At 70.5% G+C, this 18,829-nt stretch carries 18 protein-coding genes; 7 read left to right on the top strand and 11 right to left on the bottom strand.

Features of this window, described 5'->3' with window-relative positions; all coding sequences use genetic code 11:
- Positions 1-10 precede the first annotated feature (10 nt).
- The 5 genes from ACIBNE_RS13875 to pknB all read left to right on the top strand — a co-directional run bounded on the left by ACIBNE_RS13875 (position 11) and on the right by pknB (position 7,168).
- Entirely contained in the window at positions 11-529 is a 519-nt protein-coding gene (locus tag ACIBNE_RS13875; protein WP_399271554.1) for an FHA domain-containing protein, read from the top strand.
- Between the two features lie 135 nt (positions 530-664).
- Complete coding sequence (locus ACIBNE_RS13880; protein ID WP_399271553.1) at positions 665-2,164, top strand: PP2C family protein-serine/threonine phosphatase; 1,500 nt, start codon at positions 665-667, stop codon at positions 2,162-2,164.
- Between the two features lie 15 nt (positions 2,165-2,179).
- Positions 2,180-3,580 (top strand): FtsW/RodA/SpoVE family cell cycle protein, encoded by a 1,401-nt coding sequence (locus ACIBNE_RS13885; RefSeq protein WP_399271552.1) that lies wholly within the window; start codon positions 2,180-2,182, stop codon positions 3,578-3,580.
- Positions 3,577-5,040, top strand: coding sequence for a peptidoglycan D,D-transpeptidase FtsI family protein (locus ACIBNE_RS13890; protein ID WP_399271551.1), 1,464 nt, complete (start codon positions 3,577-3,579; stop codon positions 5,038-5,040). The genes ACIBNE_RS13885 and ACIBNE_RS13890 overlap by 4 nt, the downstream gene beginning before the upstream one ends.
- Positions 5,041-5,152: 112 nt before the next feature.
- Complete coding sequence (gene pknB, locus ACIBNE_RS13895; RefSeq protein WP_399271550.1) at positions 5,153-7,168, top strand: Stk1 family PASTA domain-containing Ser/Thr kinase; 2,016 nt, start codon at positions 5,153-5,155, stop codon at positions 7,166-7,168.
- A gap of 169 nt (positions 7,169-7,337) precedes the next feature.
- On the opposite strand, the gene ACIBNE_RS13900 is transcribed toward pknB, so the two are convergent.
- From ACIBNE_RS13900 to ACIBNE_RS13925, 6 genes are all read right to left on the bottom strand, one after another.
- On the bottom strand, positions 7,338-8,072 hold the full coding sequence (locus ACIBNE_RS13900) for a class E sortase (RefSeq protein WP_399271549.1): 735 nt from the start codon (positions 8,070-8,072) through the stop codon (positions 7,338-7,340).
- A 25-nt stretch (positions 8,073-8,097) separates the two neighbouring features.
- A complete protein-coding gene (locus tag ACIBNE_RS13905) occupies positions 8,098-9,276 on the bottom strand; it encodes a class E sortase (RefSeq protein ID WP_399271548.1) in 1,179 nt (392 codons plus the stop codon).
- A complete protein-coding gene (locus ACIBNE_RS13910) occupies positions 9,273-9,911 on the bottom strand; it encodes an aminodeoxychorismate/anthranilate synthase component II (RefSeq protein ID WP_399271547.1) in 639 nt (212 codons plus the stop codon). The genes ACIBNE_RS13905 and ACIBNE_RS13910 overlap by 4 nt, the downstream gene beginning before the upstream one ends.
- Positions 9,908-10,069 (bottom strand): hypothetical protein, encoded by a 162-nt coding sequence (locus ACIBNE_RS13915; RefSeq protein ID WP_399271546.1) that lies wholly within the window; start codon positions 10,067-10,069, stop codon positions 9,908-9,910. The genes ACIBNE_RS13910 and ACIBNE_RS13915 overlap by 4 nt, the downstream gene beginning before the upstream one ends.
- A gap of 80 nt (positions 10,070-10,149) precedes the next feature.
- Complete coding sequence (locus ACIBNE_RS13920) at positions 10,150-10,869, bottom strand: class E sortase (RefSeq protein ID WP_399271545.1); 720 nt, start codon at positions 10,867-10,869, stop codon at positions 10,150-10,152.
- Between the two features lie 30 nt (positions 10,870-10,899).
- Complete coding sequence (locus ACIBNE_RS13925; RefSeq protein ID WP_399271544.1) at positions 10,900-11,667, bottom strand: DUF881 domain-containing protein; 768 nt, start codon at positions 11,665-11,667, stop codon at positions 10,900-10,902.
- Between the two features lie 140 nt (positions 11,668-11,807).
- Between ACIBNE_RS13925 and crgA the strand changes: the two genes are divergently transcribed.
- Complete coding sequence (crgA, locus tag ACIBNE_RS13930) at positions 11,808-12,062, top strand: cell division protein CrgA (RefSeq protein ID WP_399271543.1); 255 nt, start codon at positions 11,808-11,810, stop codon at positions 12,060-12,062.
- Positions 12,063-12,365: 303 nt separating this feature from the next.
- Here crgA and ACIBNE_RS13935 read toward each other — a convergent pair whose 3' ends face one another.
- Positions 12,366-13,277, bottom strand: coding sequence for a rhomboid family intramembrane serine protease (locus tag ACIBNE_RS13935; RefSeq protein WP_399271542.1), 912 nt, complete (start codon positions 13,275-13,277; stop codon positions 12,366-12,368).
- A 152-nt stretch (positions 13,278-13,429) separates the two neighbouring features.
- Positions 13,430-13,963: a peptidylprolyl isomerase gene (locus ACIBNE_RS13940; RefSeq protein WP_399271541.1), complete on the bottom strand. Its 534-nt coding sequence runs from the start codon at positions 13,961-13,963 to the stop codon at positions 13,430-13,432.
- Between the two features lie 313 nt (positions 13,964-14,276).
- On the opposite strand from ACIBNE_RS13940, the gene ACIBNE_RS13945 reads away from it, so the two are divergent.
- Positions 14,277-14,981, top strand: coding sequence for a DUF5324 family protein (locus ACIBNE_RS13945; protein WP_399271540.1), 705 nt, complete (start codon positions 14,277-14,279; stop codon positions 14,979-14,981).
- A gap of 135 nt (positions 14,982-15,116) precedes the next feature.
- Here ACIBNE_RS13945 and ccrA read toward each other — a convergent pair whose 3' ends face one another.
- The 3 genes from ccrA to ACIBNE_RS13960 form a co-directional block, all read right to left on the bottom strand.
- A complete protein-coding gene (gene ccrA / locus ACIBNE_RS13950) occupies positions 15,117-16,478 on the bottom strand; it encodes a crotonyl-CoA carboxylase/reductase (protein WP_399271665.1) in 1,362 nt (453 codons plus the stop codon).
- A 171-nt stretch (positions 16,479-16,649) separates the two neighbouring features.
- Entirely contained in the window at positions 16,650-17,489 is an 840-nt protein-coding gene (locus ACIBNE_RS13955) for a 4'-phosphopantetheinyl transferase (RefSeq protein ID WP_399271539.1), read from the bottom strand.
- Positions 17,486-18,340, bottom strand: coding sequence for a metallophosphoesterase family protein (locus ACIBNE_RS13960; protein WP_399271538.1), 855 nt, complete (start codon positions 18,338-18,340; stop codon positions 17,486-17,488). Before ACIBNE_RS13960 ends, ACIBNE_RS13955 begins: the two co-directional genes overlap by 4 nt.
- Positions 18,341-18,829: the final 489 nt, after the last annotated feature.

Here is an 18,829-nt window from a genome sequence, read left to right on the forward strand (position 1 = left end):
AGCGGGGGCAATGTCAGAGCTGACCCTGACGGTCATGAGGCTGGGTTTCCTGGCTGTTCTGTGGCTGTTCGTCATCGTGGCCGTCCAGGTCATCCGCAGCGACCTGTTCGGTACGCGCGTCACGCAGCGCGGCTCACGCCGCAACGCTCCCGACGCGCGCCAGCCGACGGGCCGCCAGCCCGCCGCGGCCCCACCGCCGCAGCGCCAGCAGCCGTCGGGCCGCCAGCGCCGGGGCGCCCCCACCAAGCTGGTGGTCTCCGAGGGCACCCTCACGGGCACCACGGTCGCGCTCCAGGGGCAGACCATCACGCTCGGCCGGGCACACGACTCCACGATCGTGCTGGACGACGACTACGCGTCCAGCAGGCATGCCAGGATCTACCCGGACCGCGACGGCCAGTGGATCGTCGAGGACCTCGGATCCACCAACGGCACGTACCTCGACCGGACCCGGCTCACTTCTCCTCAGCCGATCCCGCTGGGCGCGCCGATCCGCATCGGCAAGACCGTCATCGAGCTGCGGAAGTAGTAGGACAATGACAGCGCGCGAGCGGAGCGAGCGAGCCGCGGCGGCCTTCGAAGCGGGCCGCGGCGGACTCCCGACCGGAGGGTGGGCAGTGTGGCTCAAGACCGGTTGTACCCGGGCGCGGCGGGTGAGGTGCGCATGAGTCTTTCGCTGCGCTTCGCCGCCGGTTCGCACAAGGGCATGATCCGGGAGGGCAACGAGGACTCCGGCTACGCCGGGCCACGCCTCCTCGCCATCGCCGACGGCATGGGCGGCCAGGCCGCGGGCGAGGTCGCGAGCTCCGAGGTGATCTCCACCCTCGTCACGCTCGACGACGACATCCCCGGCTCGGACATCCTCACCTCGCTCGGTACGGCCGTCCAGCGCGCCAACGACCAGCTCCGCATGATGGTCGAGGAGGACCCCCAGCTGGAGGGCATGGGCACCACGCTCACCGCCCTGCTCTGGACCGGTCAGCGCCTCGGCCTCGTCCACGTCGGCGACTCCCGCGCCTACCTGCTGCGCGACGGCGTCCTCACCCAGATCACCCAGGACCACACCTGGGTGCAGCGGCTCGTCGACGAGGGCCGCATCACCGAGGAAGAGGCCACCACGCACCCGCAGCGCTCGCTGCTGATGCGCGCGCTCGGCAGCGGCGACCACGTGGAGCCCGACCTGTCGATCCGCGAGGTCCGCGCGGGCGACCGCTACCTCATCTGCTCCGACGGCCTGTCCGGCGTCGTCTCCCACCAGACGATGGAGGAGACGCTCGCCAGCTACCAGGGCCCGCAGGAGACCATCCAGGACCTGATCCAGCTCGCGCTGCGCGGCGGCGGCCCCGACAACATCACCTGCATCGTCGCGGACGTCCTCGACACCGACTCCAACGACACCCTGGCCGGTCAGCTGACCGACACCCCGGTCGTCGTCGGCGCGGTCGCCGAGAACCAGATCCAGCTGAACGACGGCGGCGCCATGCAGACCCCGGCGGGACGCGCGGCGGGCCTCGGCCGCCCCGTGCCGCCGCAGGGCCCGTCGGCGGGCGGTTCGTTCGGCCCTCCCGGCAGCGGTGACGACGCCGGGTACGGCGGCGGGGCGCCCGACGGCTCCTACGGCGCGTACGCCGACGACGACTTCGTGAAGCCCGGCGGGGGCCGCAAGTGGCTCAGGAGATCGCTGTGGACCGTGCTCGCCCTCGCGGTCGTGGGCGGCGGTCTGTACGGCGGCTACCGCTGGACGCAGACCCAGTACTACATCGGCGCCAAGGGCGAGCACGTGGCGCTGTACCGCGGCCTCGACCAGGACCTGGCGTGGTTCTCGCTCTCCGAGGTCGAGCAGGACCACCCCGAGATCGAACTCACGTGCCTCTCGGACCTCCAGGCGGGCGAAGTCCGCGGCACCATCCACGAGGGCAGCCTGAAGAAGGCCCAGCAGAAGATCGAGCTGCTCGCCGCCGACTGCAAGCAGAACAAGCAGCGCGAGGCGGCCGACAAGAACGCCAAGACCCCGAAGACCGGAGAGGGCGAAGCGGGCGGCTCCGGCGGCACTCCCGCCCCCGGCACGTCCAAGAACCCGACGCCCACACCGAGCTCCACCACCTCCGCCGACGACGCGGAACAGCAGATGGCCGGCGGTGCGGTGGGCAGCAAGCAGCCGTAGGGGGCCTCCAGCACCATGAGCGTTGTCACCAACACGACCACGATCGGCGCGATCGACGCGCCGAGCCGACGCAACACCGAGCTGATGCTGCTCGTGTTCGCGGTGGCCATCGCGGTCTTCGCGTACGCCAATGTGGGCCTCGCCCTCAACGGCGAACTGCCCGCGGGCATGCTCGGCTACGGACTGGGCCTCGCGATGCTCGCGGGCGTGAGCCACCTCGTGGTGCGCAAGTTCGCCAAGTACGCCGACCCGCTGCTGCTGCCGCTGGCCACGCTCCTCAACGGCATCGGCCTGGCGCTGATCTGGCGGCTCGACCAGTCGGAGAAGTTCCAGGCGCTGAAGACGTTCGCGCCCGCGGCCTCCAAGCAGCTGATGTTCTCGGCGGTGGGCGTCGCGCTCTTCGTCGGCACGCTGATCCTGCTCAAGGACCACCGCATCCTCCAGCGCTACACCTACATCTCCATGGTGGTGGCGCTGTTCCTGCTGGTCCTGCCGATGTTCTTCCCCGCCGTCAACGGCGCCAAGATCTGGATCAAGATCCCCGGCGTCGGCACCATCCAGCCCGGTGAGTTCGCGAAGATCGTCATCGCGGTCTTCTTCTCCGGCTACCTGATGGTCAAGCGCGACGCGCTCGCGCTGGCCAGCCGCCGCTTCATGGGCCTGTACCTGCCGCGCGGCCGCGACCTGGGCCCGATCCTCGTCGTCTGGGCGATGTCGATCCTCATCCTGGTCTTCGAGACCGACCTCGGCACCTCGCTGCTGTTCTTCGGCATGTTCGTCGTGATGCTGTACGTCGCGACCGAGCGCACCAGCTGGATCGTCTTCGGCCTCCTGATGTCCGCGGCGGGCGCGATCGGCGTCGCCACCTTCGAGCCGCACGTCCAGCAGCGCGTCGACGCCTGGCTCGACCCGTTCGCCGGCTACGGCAAGATCGCGGCCAGCGAGCAGGTCGCCAAGTCCCTGATGGCGTTCGGCTCGGGCGGCACCCTCGGCACCGGCCTCGGCCAGGGCCACTCCGACCTGATCGGCTTCGCCGCCAACTCCGACTTCATCCTCGCCACGGTCGGCGAGGAGCTCGGCCTCGCCGGGATGATGGCGATGCTGCTGCTCTACGCGCTGATCGTGGAGCGGGGCGTGCGCACCGCGCTCGCCGCCCGCGACCCGTTCGGCAAGCTGCTGGCGATCGGCCTGTCCGGCGCCTTCGCCATCCAGGTGTTCGTCGTCGCCGGCGGCGTCATGGGCCTCATCCCGCTGACCGGCATGACCATGCCGTTCATCGCGCAGGGCGGTTCGTCCGTGATCGCCAACTGGGCGCTGATCGGCATCCTGATCCGCATCAGCGACACCGCGAGAAGGCCCGCGCCCGCGCCCGCCCCTTCCCCCGACGCCGAGATGACCCAGGTGGTCCGACCGTGAACAAGCCGCTGCGCCGGATCGCCATCTTCTGCGGGCTGCTCATGCTCGCGCTGCTCGTCCGCACCAACTACCTCCAGTACGTGCGCGCGGACGAGCTGAACTCCCGCAAGGAGAACCGCCGCGTCCAGATCGAGCGGTACGCCCACAAGCGCGGCGACATCATCGTCGACAACAAGGCGATCACCGGTTCGGTCGAGACCTCGGGCAGCGACTTCAAGTACAAGCGCGTCTGGAAGAACGGCCCCATGTGGGCGCCGGTCACCGGCTACTCCTCGCAGGCGTTCGACAGCTCGCAGATCGAGAACATCGAGGACGGCATCCTCACCGGCAACAGCGACCAGCTGTTCTTCGACCGCACCATGGCGATGTTCACGGGCGAGGAGAAGAAGGGCGGCAACGTCGTCCTCACGCTGAACGCCAAGGCCCAGCAGAAGGCCTTCGACGGGCTCGGCAAGAAGCGCGGCGCGGTCGTCGCCCTCGACCCGAAGACCGGCGCGATCCTGGCCCTGGCGAGCACCCCCTCGTACGACCCCTCGGTCTTCGCGGGCAACTCCAAGACCGACGAGAAGAACCGCCAGGTCCTGCTGAACGACAAGAACAAGCCGATGCTGAACCGGGCGCTGCGCGAGACGTACCCGCCCGGCTCGACCTTCAAGGTCGTCACGGCCGCCGCCGCGCTGGAGGACGGCCTCTACAAGGACATCAACGAGAAGACCGATTCGCCGCTGCCCTGGCGGCTGCCGCTGTCGACCAAGGACCTCAACAACGAGGGCGACATCCCCTGCAAGGACGCCTCGCTGAAGCTGGCGCTCCAGGTCTCCTGCAACACCGTGTTCGGCAAGATCAGCGACGACCTCGGCAACGAGAAGATGATCAAGCAGGCGGATCGGTTCGGCTTCAACAAGGAGCACTTCACCCCCGTCCGCGCCGACGCCAGCGTGTACCCCGAGGCCGACAGGCCGCAGAACGCGATGGGGGGCATCGGTCAGGCCTCCAACCGCACCACCCCGCTCCAGATGGCCATGGTCGCCGCGGCGATCGCCAACGACGGCAAGCTGATGAAGCCGTACATGGTCGAGAAGCGCACCGCGCCCAACCTCGACGTGATCTCCAACCACAAGCCGGAGGAGTTCGGCGAGGCGGTCTCCGGGGACAACGCGCAGAAGCTCCAGGAAATGATGGAGGCCGTCGTCGAGGACGGCACCGGCAAGAGGGCGCAGATCGACCGGGACGGCGTGACGGTCGGCGGCAAGACCGGCACCGCCCAGCACGGCGTGAACAACAGCGAGAACCCGTACGCCTGGTTCATCTCGTACGCGAAGACCGACAAGGGTTCGCCCGTCGCGGTCGCCGTGGTCATCGAGGGTTCCGACACGACGCGCGACGACATCGCGGGCGGCCGGCTCGCCGCGCCCATCGCCAAGGACGTGATGGAGGCGGTCCTGGACAGCAAGAAGTAAGGGTGGTCTCGGACTGATCGGCTTCCCGGGCCCGGTACCGTATGCGCGAACAGCACACCGCCGGACCACACATGAGGTGCGGTCGTGACAGACGGAGAGGGCTGGATTAGCTATGGAAGAGCCGCGTCGCCTCGGCGGCCGGTACGAGCTGGGCTCGGTGCTCGGCCGTGGTGGCATGGCCGAGGTCTACCTCGCCCACGACACCCGGCTCGGCCGCACCGTCGCCGTGAAGACGCTGCGGGCGGACCTCGCCCGTGACCCGTCCTTCCAGGCCCGGTTCCGCCGGGAGGCCCAGTCGGCCGCCTCGCTCAACCACCCCGCGATCGTCGCCGTCTACGACACCGGCGAGGACTACGTGGACGGGGTCTCGATCCCGTACATCGTCATGGAGTACGTCGACGGCTCCACCCTCAGGGAACTGCTGCACTCGGGCCGCAAGCTGCTGCCCGAGCGCACCCTGGAGATGACCGTCGGCATCCTCCAGGCGCTGGAGTACTCGCACCGCGCGGGCATCGTCCACCGCGACATCAAGCCGGCCAACGTCATGCTGACGCGCACCGGCCAGGTCAAGGTCATGGACTTCGGCATCGCGCGCGCCATGGGTGATGCGGGCATGACGATGACGCAGACCTCGGCCGTCATCGGCACCGCCCAGTACCTCTCGCCCGAGCAGGCCAAGGGCGAGCAGGTCGACGCGCGGTCCGACCTGTACTCGACGGGCTGCCTGCTCTACGAGCTGCTGACCGTCCGGCCCCCCTTCCTCGGCGACTCGCCGGTCGCCGTCGCGTACCAGCACGTACGGGAAGAGCCCCAGCCGCCGTCGAACTTCGACCCCGAGATCACGCCCGAGATGGACGCGATCGTGCTGAAGGCCCTGGTCAAGGACCCGGACTACCGCTACCAGTCGGCCGACGAGATGCGGGCCGACATCGAGGCGTGCCTGGAGGGGCAGCCGGTCGCCGCCACCGCCGCGCTCGGCGCCGTCGGCTACGGCGCCGGCGGCTACCCCGACGAGCAGCCGACCACGGCGCTGCGCCAGGCCGACCCGGCGGGCCAGACCTCGATGCTGCCGCCGGTCGGCCCGGACGACGGCGGCTACGGCTACGACGAGCGGCCCGACAGGCGCCGCCAGAAGAAGTCCAACGCCTCGACGATCCTGCTGGTCGTCGCGGGCGTGCTGGTGCTGGTCGGGGCGATCCTGATCGGCAAGGTGGTCTTCGGCGGCGGCGGTGGCCCCGACGACGGCAAGGTCAAGGCCCCGCAGCTGGTCGGCGCGTCCTTCGAGGACGCGCAGAAACGCGCCGAGATGGCCGGGGTGAAGATCCAGAAGGGCAAGACCGAGCCCTGCGAGGACCAGCCCGCGACCAAGATCTGCAGCCAGACGCCCGCCAGCGGCACCGAGATGGCCAAGGACGACACGATCACCGTCGTCGTCTCCGCCGGGGCGCCCAAGATCAAGGTTCCGGACGTCACCGAGAAGTCCGAGGACAACGCCAAGAAGCTCCTTGAGGACGAGGAGTTCAAGGTGCGGACGGAGTCCGTCGAGTCCTCCGACCAGGAGCCCGGCACCGTCGTCTCGCAGGACCCGGAGGGCGGCAGCGAGGCCGAGAAGGGCGCCACGATCACCCTCAAGATCGCCAAGAAGGGCCAGCAGAACGTCGCGGACGTCGTCGGCAAGCAGTACGACCAGGCCAAGGCGCAGCTGGAGAACGTGGGCTTCACGGTCAACCGGGTCGACGTCGATTCCGAGAAGCCCGCGGGCGAGGTCGTCCGGCAGAACCCGGGGCAGAACCAGAAGGCGGACAAGAACTCCACGGTGACCCTCGAAGTCTCCAAGGGGCCCGCGCAGCCGGAGCAGAAGGCCGTCCCCGACGTGCGGAACCAGTCCCTGAAGGACGCCAGGCGCATCCTCCAGGAGCAGGGCTTCACCAACGTGCAGGTCGCGCCCGGCATGCCGGGGGACGACGACGCCCGGGTGGTCTTCTCCAACCCGCAGGCGGGCACCCAGGCGGCCCTGGACCAGCAGATCACGCTGACCACCTTCAAGATCGGCGGGGGCGACAACGGCGGCCAGGGCGGCGACGACAGCCGCGGCCAGGACGGCGGGGGCGGCGGCTTCTTCGACTGAGGTCCGCTGAGGTCCTCTGAGTTCCTTCGAGGTCCTTCGGTCGAGGGCCGTGAAGGCCCCCTGGGGCCCCTACGGGCCCAGCGCGCACGGGAAGAGCCCCGGAGCCCCTTCACAGGGCTCCGGGGCTCTTCCCGTGCGGTTACCGGGCGGTGCGCGGGCGGTACGGCGGCTAGCCCAGCTCCACGGGCTTCGTGCGGTCCTTGTCGACCTTCTCCGTGCGCACCAGCTCGCCCCAGACGATGTAGCGGTACTTGGAGGTGTAGACGGGCGTGCACGTGGTCAGCGTGATGTAGCGGCCCGGCTTGGTCCGCCCCGACTCCTTGGGGACCGGCTGGAGGACGTCCACGTTGTACTTCGAGGTCTCGGGGAGCTTGTCGTAGACCTTGTAGACGTACCAGAAGTCCTTCGTCTCGAAGACGATCGGGTCGCCGTTCCTCAGCTTGTCGATGTTGTGGAACTTCGCGCCGTGCCCGTCGCGGTGCGCGGCCAGCGTGAAGTTGCCCTGCTTGTCCCAGGGGAGCGCGGACTTGATCGGCTCGGTGTAGTACCCGGCGATGCCGTTGTTGAGGGCCTTGCTCCCGGTGCCCTTCTTGACCAGCACCTCGCCGTTCTTCATGGCGGGCACGTGCAGGAAGCCGATGGCGTCGCCCAGTTCGAGCGCGCCGGGGCCGCTCGCCTCCCACCCCTCGCGGACCTTGTCGCCCTGCTTGTCCGCCTCGCGGTCGGCGAGGACGTTCGTCCACCACAGGGAGTACGCGACGAAGAGGCCGAGGACCACGCCCGCCGTGATCAGCAGCTCGCCGAAGACGCTGACCGCCGTCGCGAGGGGGTGCTGGCGCCGTCGGGGGGCGGGCGGCGGGGCGTCGGCCTCGCTCCGCTCGTCGTGCTCGGTCGTCGCTGCCACCGCATCGTCCCTGTCGTGATGGTGTTCAGAGGAGCGCGTCGGGCTTGCCCTTGCTCCGAGGCCGTTCCTCGACCATCTTGCCCCACACGATCATTCGATAGGTACTCGTGAATTCAGGGGTACAGGTCGTCAGGGTGATGTACCTGCCGGGCTTTTCGAACCCGGATCCGCGCGGCACCGGATCGATGACGGCGACGTTCGACGGCGACGTCTGGGGCAGGATGCTCGCCATGGCGTACGTGTAGTAGGCGTCCTGCGTCTCGACGACGATCTTGTCGCCCGGCTTGAGCCGGTTGACGTACCTGAAGGGCTCGCCGTGGGTGTTGCGGTGGCCGGCCACCGCGAAGTTGCCCTGCTTGTCGCCGGGCATCGCGGTCTTCAGCTTCCCCTGCGCGTAGTGCCCGACCATGCCCCGGTCCAGCACCTTCGTCTTGCTGATGCCCTCGGCGACCGGGACGACCACGTCGAGCTCGGGGATGTGCATGATGGCGAAGCCCTGGCCCGGTTCGAAGGTGCCGGGGGCGCGCTCGCCCTTGGACCAGCGCTGCTCGATCCGGTCCTTCTCCTTGCCCGCCATCTGACCGGCCCTGACGTTCGTCCACCAGAGCTGGTACGCGACGAAGAGCAGCATCAGGACGCCGAGCGTGATGAACACCTCGCCCAGCGCGCGGCTGGCGACGACGGCGGGGCCGTCCTTGCGGGCGCGGGCGGCGCGGCGCAGCTCGGCGCGGGTGGGGCGGCGGGGCGCGGCGCCGTCGGGGCCGCCGCCGGATCCGGGGCCGGGTCCGGGGCCGGTGTCGGGGGCGGCGCTCGCCACCGTCTCCGTTGAGGGCCCCCGCGCGGCTATTCGCCGGACGTCGGCGGTGCGCAGCCCGATGGTCGCGTCGTCGAGCACGGGCGCGGGGCCCTGCGGGGCCGCCGGGGCCATCGGGGGCGCGGGGGCCGACTGGGGCGCCGGGGCCTGCCGGGGCGCGGGGGCCTGCTCCTGGCGCTCCCCGTACCAGTCGCGCCGGTAGCCCTCGGGGTCGTACCACTCGTCCTCTTCCGGCGCTGGCTCCTGCCGCACCGGTCCCGCCCTGAACCACGGCGACGGGTGCTGCCCAGGCAGCGGGTCGCCGAGCGGGTCCGCGGGCCGCCCCGCCTCCGCCCCCGCCTCGAACGAGGGGCCCTGGGGCCCCTCGGGCTCGGGGCGGGGTGCGGTCACGCGGTCGCCTTGCCCACCACGGGCGCGAGCCCGGCCGACCGGGCGACGGCTCCGTGGTCCCCGCACTGCTCCAGCCAGTTGGCGAGCATCCGGTGGCCGTGCTCGGTGAGCACCGACTCCGGGTGGAACTGCACGCCCTCGACCGGCAGGTCGCGGTGGCGCAGGCCCATCACGATGCCGTCCTCGGTGCGCGCCGTGACCTCCAGCTCGTCCGGGATCGTGTCGGGCTCGGCGGCCAGCGAGTGGTAGCGCGTGGCCGTGAACGGCGAGGGCAGGCCCGCGAAGACCCCGACGCCCTCGTGGGTCACGGGCGAGGTCTTGCCGTGCAGCAGCTCGGGGGCGCGGCCGACCACACCGCCGTACGCCACCTGCATCGACTGCATGCCCAGGCAGACGCCGAAGACGGGCACGCCGGTCTTCGCGCAGTGCCGCACCATGTCGACGCAGACGCCGGCCTGCTCGGGCGTCCCGGGTCCGGGCGACAGCAGCACCCCGTCGAAGCCGTCCTGCGCGTGCGCGAGCTCGACCTCGTCGTTGCGCAGGACCTCGCACTCGGCACCGAGCTGGTAGAGGTACTGGACGAGGTTGAAGACGAAGCTGTCGTAGTTGTCGACGACGAGAATCCGAGCGCTCATTGACCGTCCACCGTCACATCGTTGAACGGAAGCAGCGGCTCCGCCCAGGGGAAGACATACTGAAACAGCACATAGACGACGGCGAGGAACAGCACGAGCGAGATCAACGCCCGCACCAGCGCGTTCCCCGGCAGATGCCGCCAGATCCAGCCGTACATGCTGTCCCTTTCCGTTCGGTACGCACCCAGGGTAAGGGGCGGGTGCGCAAGCGTGGGGCGGCTGTGGAAAACCGTCTCGGTCAGCGGCGCAACCCGGTCGGCTCCCCCTCGGCCACCGGCTTCTCCCCGTCCAGGTGCGCCCAGGCGATCAGCCGGTGGCTGCTGCCCCACTCCGGGTCGCAGGTGGTCAGCGTCAGATAGCGGCCCGGCCCGTCGAAGCCCGACCCGCGCGGCACGGGGTCGACGACCCCGATGTCGCTCGGCACCGTCCGGTGGGGCCGGTTGACGATGCGGTAGGTGAACCAGGTCGTCCCGTCCCGCACGTACACCGGGTCGCCGGGGCGCAGCTTCGGGAAGTCCTTGAACGGGTCGCCGTAGGTGCGCCGGTGCCCGGCCACCGAGAAGTTGCCGTGCTCGCCGAGCCGGGCGGTCGCCCGGTAGTGGCCGAGCCCCTTCTTGAGCGTCCCGGTCGCGGTGCCCTCCAGGACGGGCCAGTCCCAGTCCTCGCCGAAGCGCGGGACGTACATGACGGCGAAGGGCTCGCCCTCGCGGTAGGCGGGCGCCGGTTCTTCCGGCGCGGGGGTCGCGGGGGTCTTCGAATCAGGGGCCTTCGGATCGGGGGCCTTCGACGCGGGCGCGCTCTTCGCCCACTGCTCCCTGAGCCGGTCGAGCTGCCCGGCCGTCGCGCTGTCGGCCCGTACGCCCGTCCAGAACAGCACGTACACCACGAACAGCACGATCACGGTGCCGACGGTGAGGCACAGCTCGCTGAAGACCCTGACGACCGTACGGACCGACATGCCGCCCCCCGCCCTGCCGAGCCGCTCCGCCTACTCCACGGGCTTCGCGTAGTGGAGATCCACTGTGCCCGAGTAGCCCGGCAGAGTCACCGCTTCGTCCTCGTCGACTTTCCAGCCGAGTCCGTACGCCTTCACGTACAGCTGGTAGTTCTTGATCGCGGGCGAGTCGCCGAGGGCCTTCTTGAGGTCCCCCGGATCGCCGACGGCGGTCACCTTGTACGGCGGGGAGTAGACGCGGCCCTGGAGGATCAGCGTGTTGCCCACGCAGCGGACCGCGCTGGTGGAGATCAGCCGCTGGTCCATGACGCGGATGCCCTTGGCGCCGCCCTGCCAGAGCGCGTTCACCACGGCCTGGAGGTCCTGCTGGTGGATGACCAGGTCGTTGGCCTGCGGATCCGGGTAGCCGGGCGCGGCCCGCGCGTCGGGCGGGGCGTCGTTGAGGGTGACGGAGACGGCCGCGCCGCTGACCTTCTGGGTGCCCGCCGCGCGTTCGAGCCCGGCGAGCCGCTCGTCCTCGGCCTTGGTGGAGCCGTCGTCGCGGCGGGCGAGGGCGTCGACCTCGCGGCGCACGGCCGACGTGGACTTGTCGAGGGCCTTGTTGCTCTCGCTGCGCTCCGCGATGAGGTCGGAGAGCTTGAGCAGCGAGGCGTCCGTGCGGATGTTGGTGCCCTTGGCCGTGTTGAAACTGGTGACGAAGATGAGCCCGGCGAGCGCGAAGACGCCGGCCGTGAGGAGCCGGACGGGCCGCCAGTCGGGTCGGCGCGTCCGCCCTGCGGGGGAGTCGGCAGAATTGCTCAACGTACCCTTATCTCCTTAGGCGCCGCGGAAGCACTACGCTAACGGACGCCTGGGGGAGGCAACATTCCCCCACCTCACCGCCACGGCGCACGCCACAGTTCCCTGCGCGGTCACGCAGCGCATCGACAGGAGAGTCCCTCGTGCCGAAGTCACGGATCCGCAAGAAGGCCGATTTCACGGCGCCCGCAACGAAGCAGGCGACCACGATCAAGCTGACCAATCGCAGCTGGGTGGCACCCGTGATGCTCGCCCTGTTCCTGATCGGTCTCGCCTGGATCGTCGTGTTCTACGTGACCGAGGGCGATCTGCCCGTGGACAGCATCGGCAACTGGAACATCGTGGTCGGCTTCGGCTTCATCGCCGCCGGCTTCGGCGTCTCCACGCAGTGGAAGTAGCGCCGGAGCAGCAAGCTCTACCCTGAGTTATCCACAGCGTTGTCCACACTGGGGAAAAGGTCAGAAGATCTGTGGATAACCTCCCGGATGTTGACGCCGGTGTGACGTCTTGATACCCCGCAAAGCATACGACAGCGCCCCCCGCCTGACCGGAAAACCCCAGGTCAGAGGCGGGGGGCACTGTTGTTCCCCACAGGGTGCACAAGATCCGGCACACGCTGTGGACAACTCTGGGCAAGATCTCCCACAGAGCGGTCACACCCGGTCATCCGGGCTGTGGGGATCCACTGTCCTCAGGTGTCCTCAGGTGAGCGCGGCGGTCCTCAACAGGACGAGCACGACGCCCACGACGACGACCAGCGCCCCCGTCCCGTACTGCACCAGCGCACGGTGCTCGCGCGGCGCGTACACCATGCCCGCGCCGACCACGACGCCCGCGACCAGGCCGCCGATGTGCGCCTGCCAGGAGATGCCGCTCGCGCCGAAGGTGAAGATCAGGTTGATCACCAGCAGCGCGATGACGGGCCGCATGTCGTAGTTCATGCGCCGCATCAGCACGGCCGTGGCGCCGAACAGTCCGAAGATCGCCCCGGACGCGCCCAGCGTGAACCCGCTGGGGTTCGCGAGGAGGTAGGCCAGCGCACTGCCCGCGAACCCGGAGACCAGGTAGAGCACCAGGTAGCGGGCACGGCCCAGGGCCGCCTCCAGCGGTCCGCCCAGCCACCACAGGCCGAGCATGTTGAAGGCGATGTGCCAGATCTCCTCGTGCAGGAAGACCGAGGTCATCAGCCGGTACCAGTCGCCCGCCGCGACGCCCTCGACGGGCTGGAACGGCTCCGGGGGCCAGGCCCCGAGCAGCGCCAGGTCGGTGAGCAGCTGCGAGCTGTCCTGCCTGGACTGCACGAAGACCGCCAGGAAGACGGCGACGTTGATGCCCAGCAGGATCTTGGTGATCAGCCGCTGGTCGGCCGCGACGGTGCCGCCCGCGACCGTACGGGGCCGGTTGGCGCCCGGCGCGTGGCCGGTGCCCGAGCCCTCGCGCACGCAGTCCGGGCACTGGAAGCCGACGGAGGCGTTCACCATGCACTCGGGGCAGATGGGCCGCTCGCAGCGGGTGCAGCTGATGTGCGTCTCGCGGTCCGGGTGGCGGTAGCAGGCCGGTGTCCGGTTCGCCGGTACGGCCTGGTGGTCCGGGTTGCCTGGCGGCTGCTCCATCGGTACTCGGTCCCCTCGGTCCTTCTCGTCCGCTGATCCTGTGGCCCTGACCACTGCTGGTCCTGTGGCCCTATCCACTACGGACGGGCAGGGCGTTTCGTTCCCCGCGCCGGTCCCCCGGGACCCGGGCGCCCTTCCGGGGCACCGGGCGGTCAGACCTCGCGGTTCTCGATCACGACCGATTCCAGCACGACGTCCCTGACCGGGCGCTTGGTGCGCGGGTTGGTCTCGCTGGCCGCGATGGCGTCCACGACCTTCCTGCTGGCCCCGTCCGCGACCTCGCCGAAGATCGTGTGCTTGCCGTTGAGCCAGGTGGTGGGGGAGACGGTGACGAAGAACTGCGAGCCGTTGGTGCCGGGGCCCGCGTTGGCCATGGCCATCAGGTACGGGCGGGTGAAGGCCAGCTCGGGGTGGACCTCGTCGCCGAACTCGTACCCGGGGTCGCCCGTGCCGTTCCCCAGGGGATCGCCGCCCTGGATCATGAAGTCGCCGATCACGCGGTGGAAGACCGTGCCGTCGTACAGCGGGTCGGTGGACTTCCTGCCGGTCGCCGGGTGGGTCCACTCCCGCTCCCCGCGGGCGAGCTCGACGAAGTTCCTGACCGTCTGCGGAGCGTGGTCCGGCAGCAACCGCACCGCGATGTCGCCGCTGCTGGTCTTCAGGATGGCGTAAAGCTCCTCGGCCACGTTCTGCCTTCCGTATGCCTGGACTTGCTCTGCCGATCCTCGCACGCGCCCGGCCCACGGGGAGAAAAGCGGCCGATTCCCCGCCGAACCGGCGCGCTCCGTCCGGAACCGTGGCAGTGTCGTCCACCTGACCCCCGTACGGGTGCCCGGATCCCGCACCGCCGTCGGGCCGCCGCACCGCACGCGCCCTCATGACCCGGATGCCCGCACCGCATGCCGCCGAAGCCACTGCCAGGCATGATTTCCCAATGGGTGGATAGGCGACATCAAGACCCCGCCGCATCAAGACCCCGCCACCAAGGAGGAGGATCCTGTGACCCGCATCGACAGCGTGCGCGCCGCCACCGACTCGGCGAAGGAGAGCGTGCTGCACGCCGCGGAAGTGGTGGCTCCCTACGCAGGCACCGCCAAGGACCAGGCGGCGCACTACGCGCACGAGGCCCGCGTACGGCTCGCCCCCAAGGTCTCCGGCGCCGCCCACCAGGCCCGCGTCCACTACGACGCCCGCCTCGCCCCCCACGTCGACCGGGCGCGCGGCCACGTCCCGCCGAAGGTCGACGCGGCCGCGCACCTCGCGGCGCACCGCACGAGGGCCGCGGCGCAGCGCGCGGCCCAGTACGCGGCGCCGCGCGTGGAGAACGCGGTCGCGGCCGCCCAGCCGGTGGCCGAGGAGGCCGCGGCCCGCTCCACCGCCGCCCTCGCCGCACTGCGCGGCCAGGTCACGGCCAAGGAGGTGAGCAGGCTCGTGCGCAGGCACGAGCGGCGCGCCAGGAGGGGCCGGGTCGTCAAGGGCCTCGCGTTCGCCGGACTCCTGGCGGGCGGCGCCTTCGCGGCGTGGAAGTGGTGGGACAGGCAGGCCAACCCGGACTGGCTGGTGGAGCCCCCGGCCGCCACCGAGGTCGCCGACCGCGCCCCGCTCACCTCGGTGGACGGCACCGGCCGTGCGGTCCTGGACCCCGAGGTCCAGGCGAAGCAGGCGCAGGCCGAGTCGGAGGCCGGAGACGAGAACCGGCGCTGACCTGCGTCGGCCTGCCCTGACCTGCGCTGACCTGCGTCGGCCTGCCCGGTACCGACCGGCCCGGTACTGACCGGCCCGGCATCGTGCGCCCCGTCCGCGCCGTCCCCGTGACGGCGCGGGCGGGGCGCCGTCGCGTCAGGCGGTGGGCTCCGGGGCCTGGGCCGGTGCCGGTGCCGGGCGGAAGCGGTTGATCGCGTCGACGTGCCGGGCGCGCATCTCCTCGTCGCGCACGCCCAGGCCCTCCTCCGGGGCCAGGCAGAGCACGCCGACCTTGCCCTGGTGCAGGTTGCGGTGGACGTCGTACGCCGCCTGTCCGGTCTCGTCCAGCGCGTACACCTTGGAGAGCGTCGGGTGGATCCTGCCCTTGGCCACGAGCCGGTTGGCCTCCCAGGACTCGCGGTAGTTGGCGAAGTGGGAGCCGATGATCCGCTTCAGGGACATCCACAGGTAGCGGTTGTCGTACTCGTGCCGGAAGCCCGACGTGGAGGCGCAGGTGACGATCGTGCCGCCCTTGCGCGTGACGTAGACGCTCGCGCCGAAGGTCTCGCGGCCCGGGTGCTCGAAGACGATGTCGACGTCCTCGCCGCCGGTGAGTTCGCGGATGCGCGTGCCGAAGCGCTTCCACTCCTTCGGGTCCTGGGTCCGCTCGTCCTTCCAGAACCGGTAGCCCTCGGCGCTGCGGTCGATGACCGCCTCCGCGCCCATCGCACGGCAGACGTCCGCCTTCTGCCCGCTGGAGACGACGCAGATGGGGGTGGCGCCGCCGGCGAGCGCGAGCTGGGTCGCGTACGAGCCGAGTCCGCCGCTCGCGCCCCAGATCAGCACGTTGTCGCCCTGCTTCAGGCCCGCGCCGTTGCGCGAGACCAGCTGGCGGTACGCGGTGGAGTTCACCAGGCCGGGGGCCGCGGCCTCCTCCCAGCTCAGGTGCCGCGGCTTGGGCATCAGCTGGTTGGACTTGACCAGGGCGATCTCGGCGAGGCCGCCGAAGTTGGTCTCGAAGCCCCAGATGCGCTGCTCGGGATCGAGCATCGTGTCGTTGTGGCCCTCGGACGACTCCAGTTCGACGCTCAGGCAGTGCGCGACGACCTCGTCGCCCGGCTGCCAGGCGTTGACGCCTGGGCCGGTGCGCAGGACGACGCCCGCCAGGTCGGAGCCGATGACGTGGTACGGCAGGTCGTGGCGGCGGGCCAGCTCGTCGCGCCTGCCGTACCGCTCCAGGAAGCCGAAGGTCGGCAGCGGTTCGAAGATCGAGCTCCACACCGTGTTGTAGTTCACCGAGCTGGCCATGACGGCCACCAGCGCCTCGCCCGGCCCGAGTTCGGGCACGGGCACCTGTCTGACGTGCAGGGACTTGCGCGGGTCCTTGTCCCGGCCCGCCATGCCGTCGAACATGTTCACGTCCTGCTTGTGGACCGTGACGGCCCGGTAGGACTCGGGGATGGGCAGGGCGGCGAAGTCCTCCCTGGTGGCTTCGCCTGACACAACGGCGCTCACGATGGATTCCACGTCAAATCACCTCGAAGTCGGGTGCGTGCTGCGGCAGATCGCCGAACAGTTGGGGCGGCCGAGCCTCCGCCGGGCGGTGGCCTGTCGGGCGGGGCTCGTCGGCGGCCACCGTAGGGGGCGGCGGGAGGGGTGAAGAACCCCTACTCCGCCGCCGCGCTTCCCCTAACTAACGGGAGCCGTTCGGGACCAACGGGAGTCGTTCGGGACGGCGATGGCGGACAGCACCAGGGCTTCGGTCGCCGTCCACCGCCCCGAGAAGCCGGTGACCGGGCGGCCAGAGACCTCCGGGCCAGGACGCAACAGCCGGGCGGTGAAGGTGTGTTGGTCCGGGTCGACGGCGAGGTGGGCCTCGTCGAAGTCGAGCATGCACCGGGCGAGCGGGTACCACGCCTTGTACACGGTCTCCTTCATGCTGAACAGCAGCCGGTCCCAGTGGACTTCGGGCCTGGCGCGCAGCAGCGCGCGCACCCACTCCCGCTCCGCGGGGAGGGCGACGGCTTCGAGGATCCCTTCGGGCAGCGGCTGGTTGGCCTCCGCGTCGATGCCCAGGGTCACGACGTCGGCGGTGCGGGCGGCCACGGCGGCGCGGTAGCCGTCGCAGTGCGTGATGCTGCCGATCGTGCCGTTCGGCCACTGGGGGGCGCCGCGCGCGTCGGACAGGATCGGCCCCGCCGTCACGCCGAGGTCGGCCAGTGCCCTGCGGGCGCACGTGCGCCCGGTGGTGAACTCCGCGCGGCGGCTGTCGACCGAGCGGGCGACCAGGGCCTGTTCCTCGGCGGGCAGCACGACGTCCACGACGTCCGCGGTGGCCTCGGCGCAGGTCACGGAGGGCGGCAGGATCGCCCGGATCAGCGGGGAAGCGGCGGCCTGCGGGCCCTCGCCGCCCGTACGGCCGCGGGCCGCGCCCCCGTCGACCGTACCGCCACCGGTCAGGCCGTCGCCCGTCATGTCGCCCGTCAGGCCGTCGCCCGTCATGTCGCCCGTCATGCCGCCACCCGTCATGTCGCCACCCCCGCCGTCACCGGCGCCGGAAGGATACGGCGGGGGACCGTGCGCGGGTGCCCCGGGCGCTTCCACTCGCGCGGGTAGCCCACCGAGACCTCCTCGAACCGCACGCCGTCGTACCAGGTCGTACGGGGGATGTGGAGGTGCCCGTACACCACGGCTGCGGCCCGGTGGCGCAGGTGCCAGTCCGCCGTCCGCTCGGTGCCGCACCACTGGGCGAACTCCTGGTGCGTCAGGACCTCGGTGGGCTTGCGGACCAGCGGGTAGTGGTTCACCAGCACCGTGGGGAGGTCGGGGTCGCGGGCCGCGAGGAGGCGCTCGGACTCCTCGATCCTGGCCCGGCACCACGCCTCCCTGCTCGGGTACGGGTCCGGGTGCAGGAAGAACTCGTCGGTGCAGACGATCCCGGCCTCCTCCGCCTGGGCCAGGGACTGCTCCTTGGTCGCCGCGGTGGGCGTGCGGAAGGAGTAGTCGTACAGCACGAACAGCGGGGCGACCGTGACCGGGCCCTCCGGTCCCTCCCAGACCGCGTAGGGGTCCTCGGGCGTGAGGACGTCCAGGCCGCGGCACAGGTCGACGAGCTTCCGGTAGCGCTGCTCGCCGCGCTCCTGGACCGGGTCCTCCCGTACGGTCCACAGCTCGTGGTTGCCCGGCGCCCAGATCACCTTGGCGAACCGCGACCGCAGGACGCCCAGGGCCCATTCGACGTCGGCGAAGAGCTCGCCCACGTCACCGGCCACCAGCAGCCAGTCCCGATCGGATTCCGGACGCAGCTCTTCGACAATCGCCCGATTTTCGGGATAAGCGATGTGCAGGTCGCTTATCCCCAGGAGTTGACCATGGTTCATCGGACGGCACACCGTACGGTGCGGGCCCGGCGGTACTCCTGCGCAAGTGGCTGAAAAAGGGTCACATCAGTGGATTACCTTGGGGGCGGCGGCCGCGCATACCCCTATTTCCCGCGCTGACACCCCTATCTTGCTCGTTGGCCGGATACCGACCAGGGTCGTCCATGCACACCGTTCGTATACGGGAAGAAAATTCGGACGCCATCCCGTTACCTGATGCTTTCACGAGCGCCATCTCGCCACCCCATGCTTTAGCGCGGCGGCCGCCCCCGCTCCCGCCGCCGACCAGCCCGTCGATCACCAGCCGTCCCCACGCCCCCGACCCCGTCGGCCCCGGCCCCCGCGCGCCGGAGCCCCGTCCGCCGACCGGCCGGCACCCCCGGCCCGCCTTGGCCGACTAGCAGCGTTCCCCGCCCCGATCAAGGGGGAAAGCACCGCAGAAAACTGACAAACAATCGCACTGGATTGAGGTTGATCGCCCGACGCACC

This window comes from Streptomyces sp. NPDC050504 (genome assembly GCF_044458065.1).
In the GTDB taxonomy this organism is placed as follows: Bacteria; Actinomycetota; Actinomycetes; order Streptomycetales; family Streptomycetaceae; genus Streptomyces.

Coding starts and splice junctions, on each gene's coding strand:
- ACIBNE_RS13885 (WP_399271552.1), top strand. CDS start 2,180: ATGAGCGTTGTCACCAACACGACCACGATCGGCGCGATCGACGCGCCG.
- ACIBNE_RS13880 (WP_399271553.1), top strand. CDS start 665: ATGAGTCTTTCGCTGCGCTTCGCCGCCGGTTCGCACAAGGGCATGATC.
- ACIBNE_RS13910 (WP_399271547.1), bottom strand. CDS start 9,911: ATGAGCGCTCGGATTCTCGTCGTCGACAACTACGACAGCTTCGTCTTC.
- ACIBNE_RS13920 (WP_399271545.1), bottom strand. CDS start 10,869: ATGTCGGTCCGTACGGTCGTCAGGGTCTTCAGCGAGCTGTGCCTCACC.
- ACIBNE_RS13915 (WP_399271546.1), bottom strand. CDS start 10,069: ATGTACGGCTGGATCTGGCGGCATCTGCCGGGGAACGCGCTGGTGCGG.
- pknB (WP_399271550.1), top strand. CDS start 5,153: ATGGAAGAGCCGCGTCGCCTCGGCGGCCGGTACGAGCTGGGCTCGGTG.
- ACIBNE_RS13955 (WP_399271539.1), bottom strand. CDS start 17,489: ATGACGGGTGGCGGCATGACGGGCGACATGACGGGCGACGGCCTGACG.
- ACIBNE_RS13875 (WP_399271554.1), top strand. CDS start 11: ATGTCAGAGCTGACCCTGACGGTCATGAGGCTGGGTTTCCTGGCTGTT.
- ACIBNE_RS13960 (WP_399271538.1), bottom strand. CDS start 18,340: ATGAACCATGGTCAACTCCTGGGGATAAGCGACCTGCACATCGCTTAT.
- ACIBNE_RS13935 (WP_399271542.1), bottom strand. CDS start 13,277: ATGGAGCAGCCGCCAGGCAACCCGGACCACCAGGCCGTACCGGCGAAC.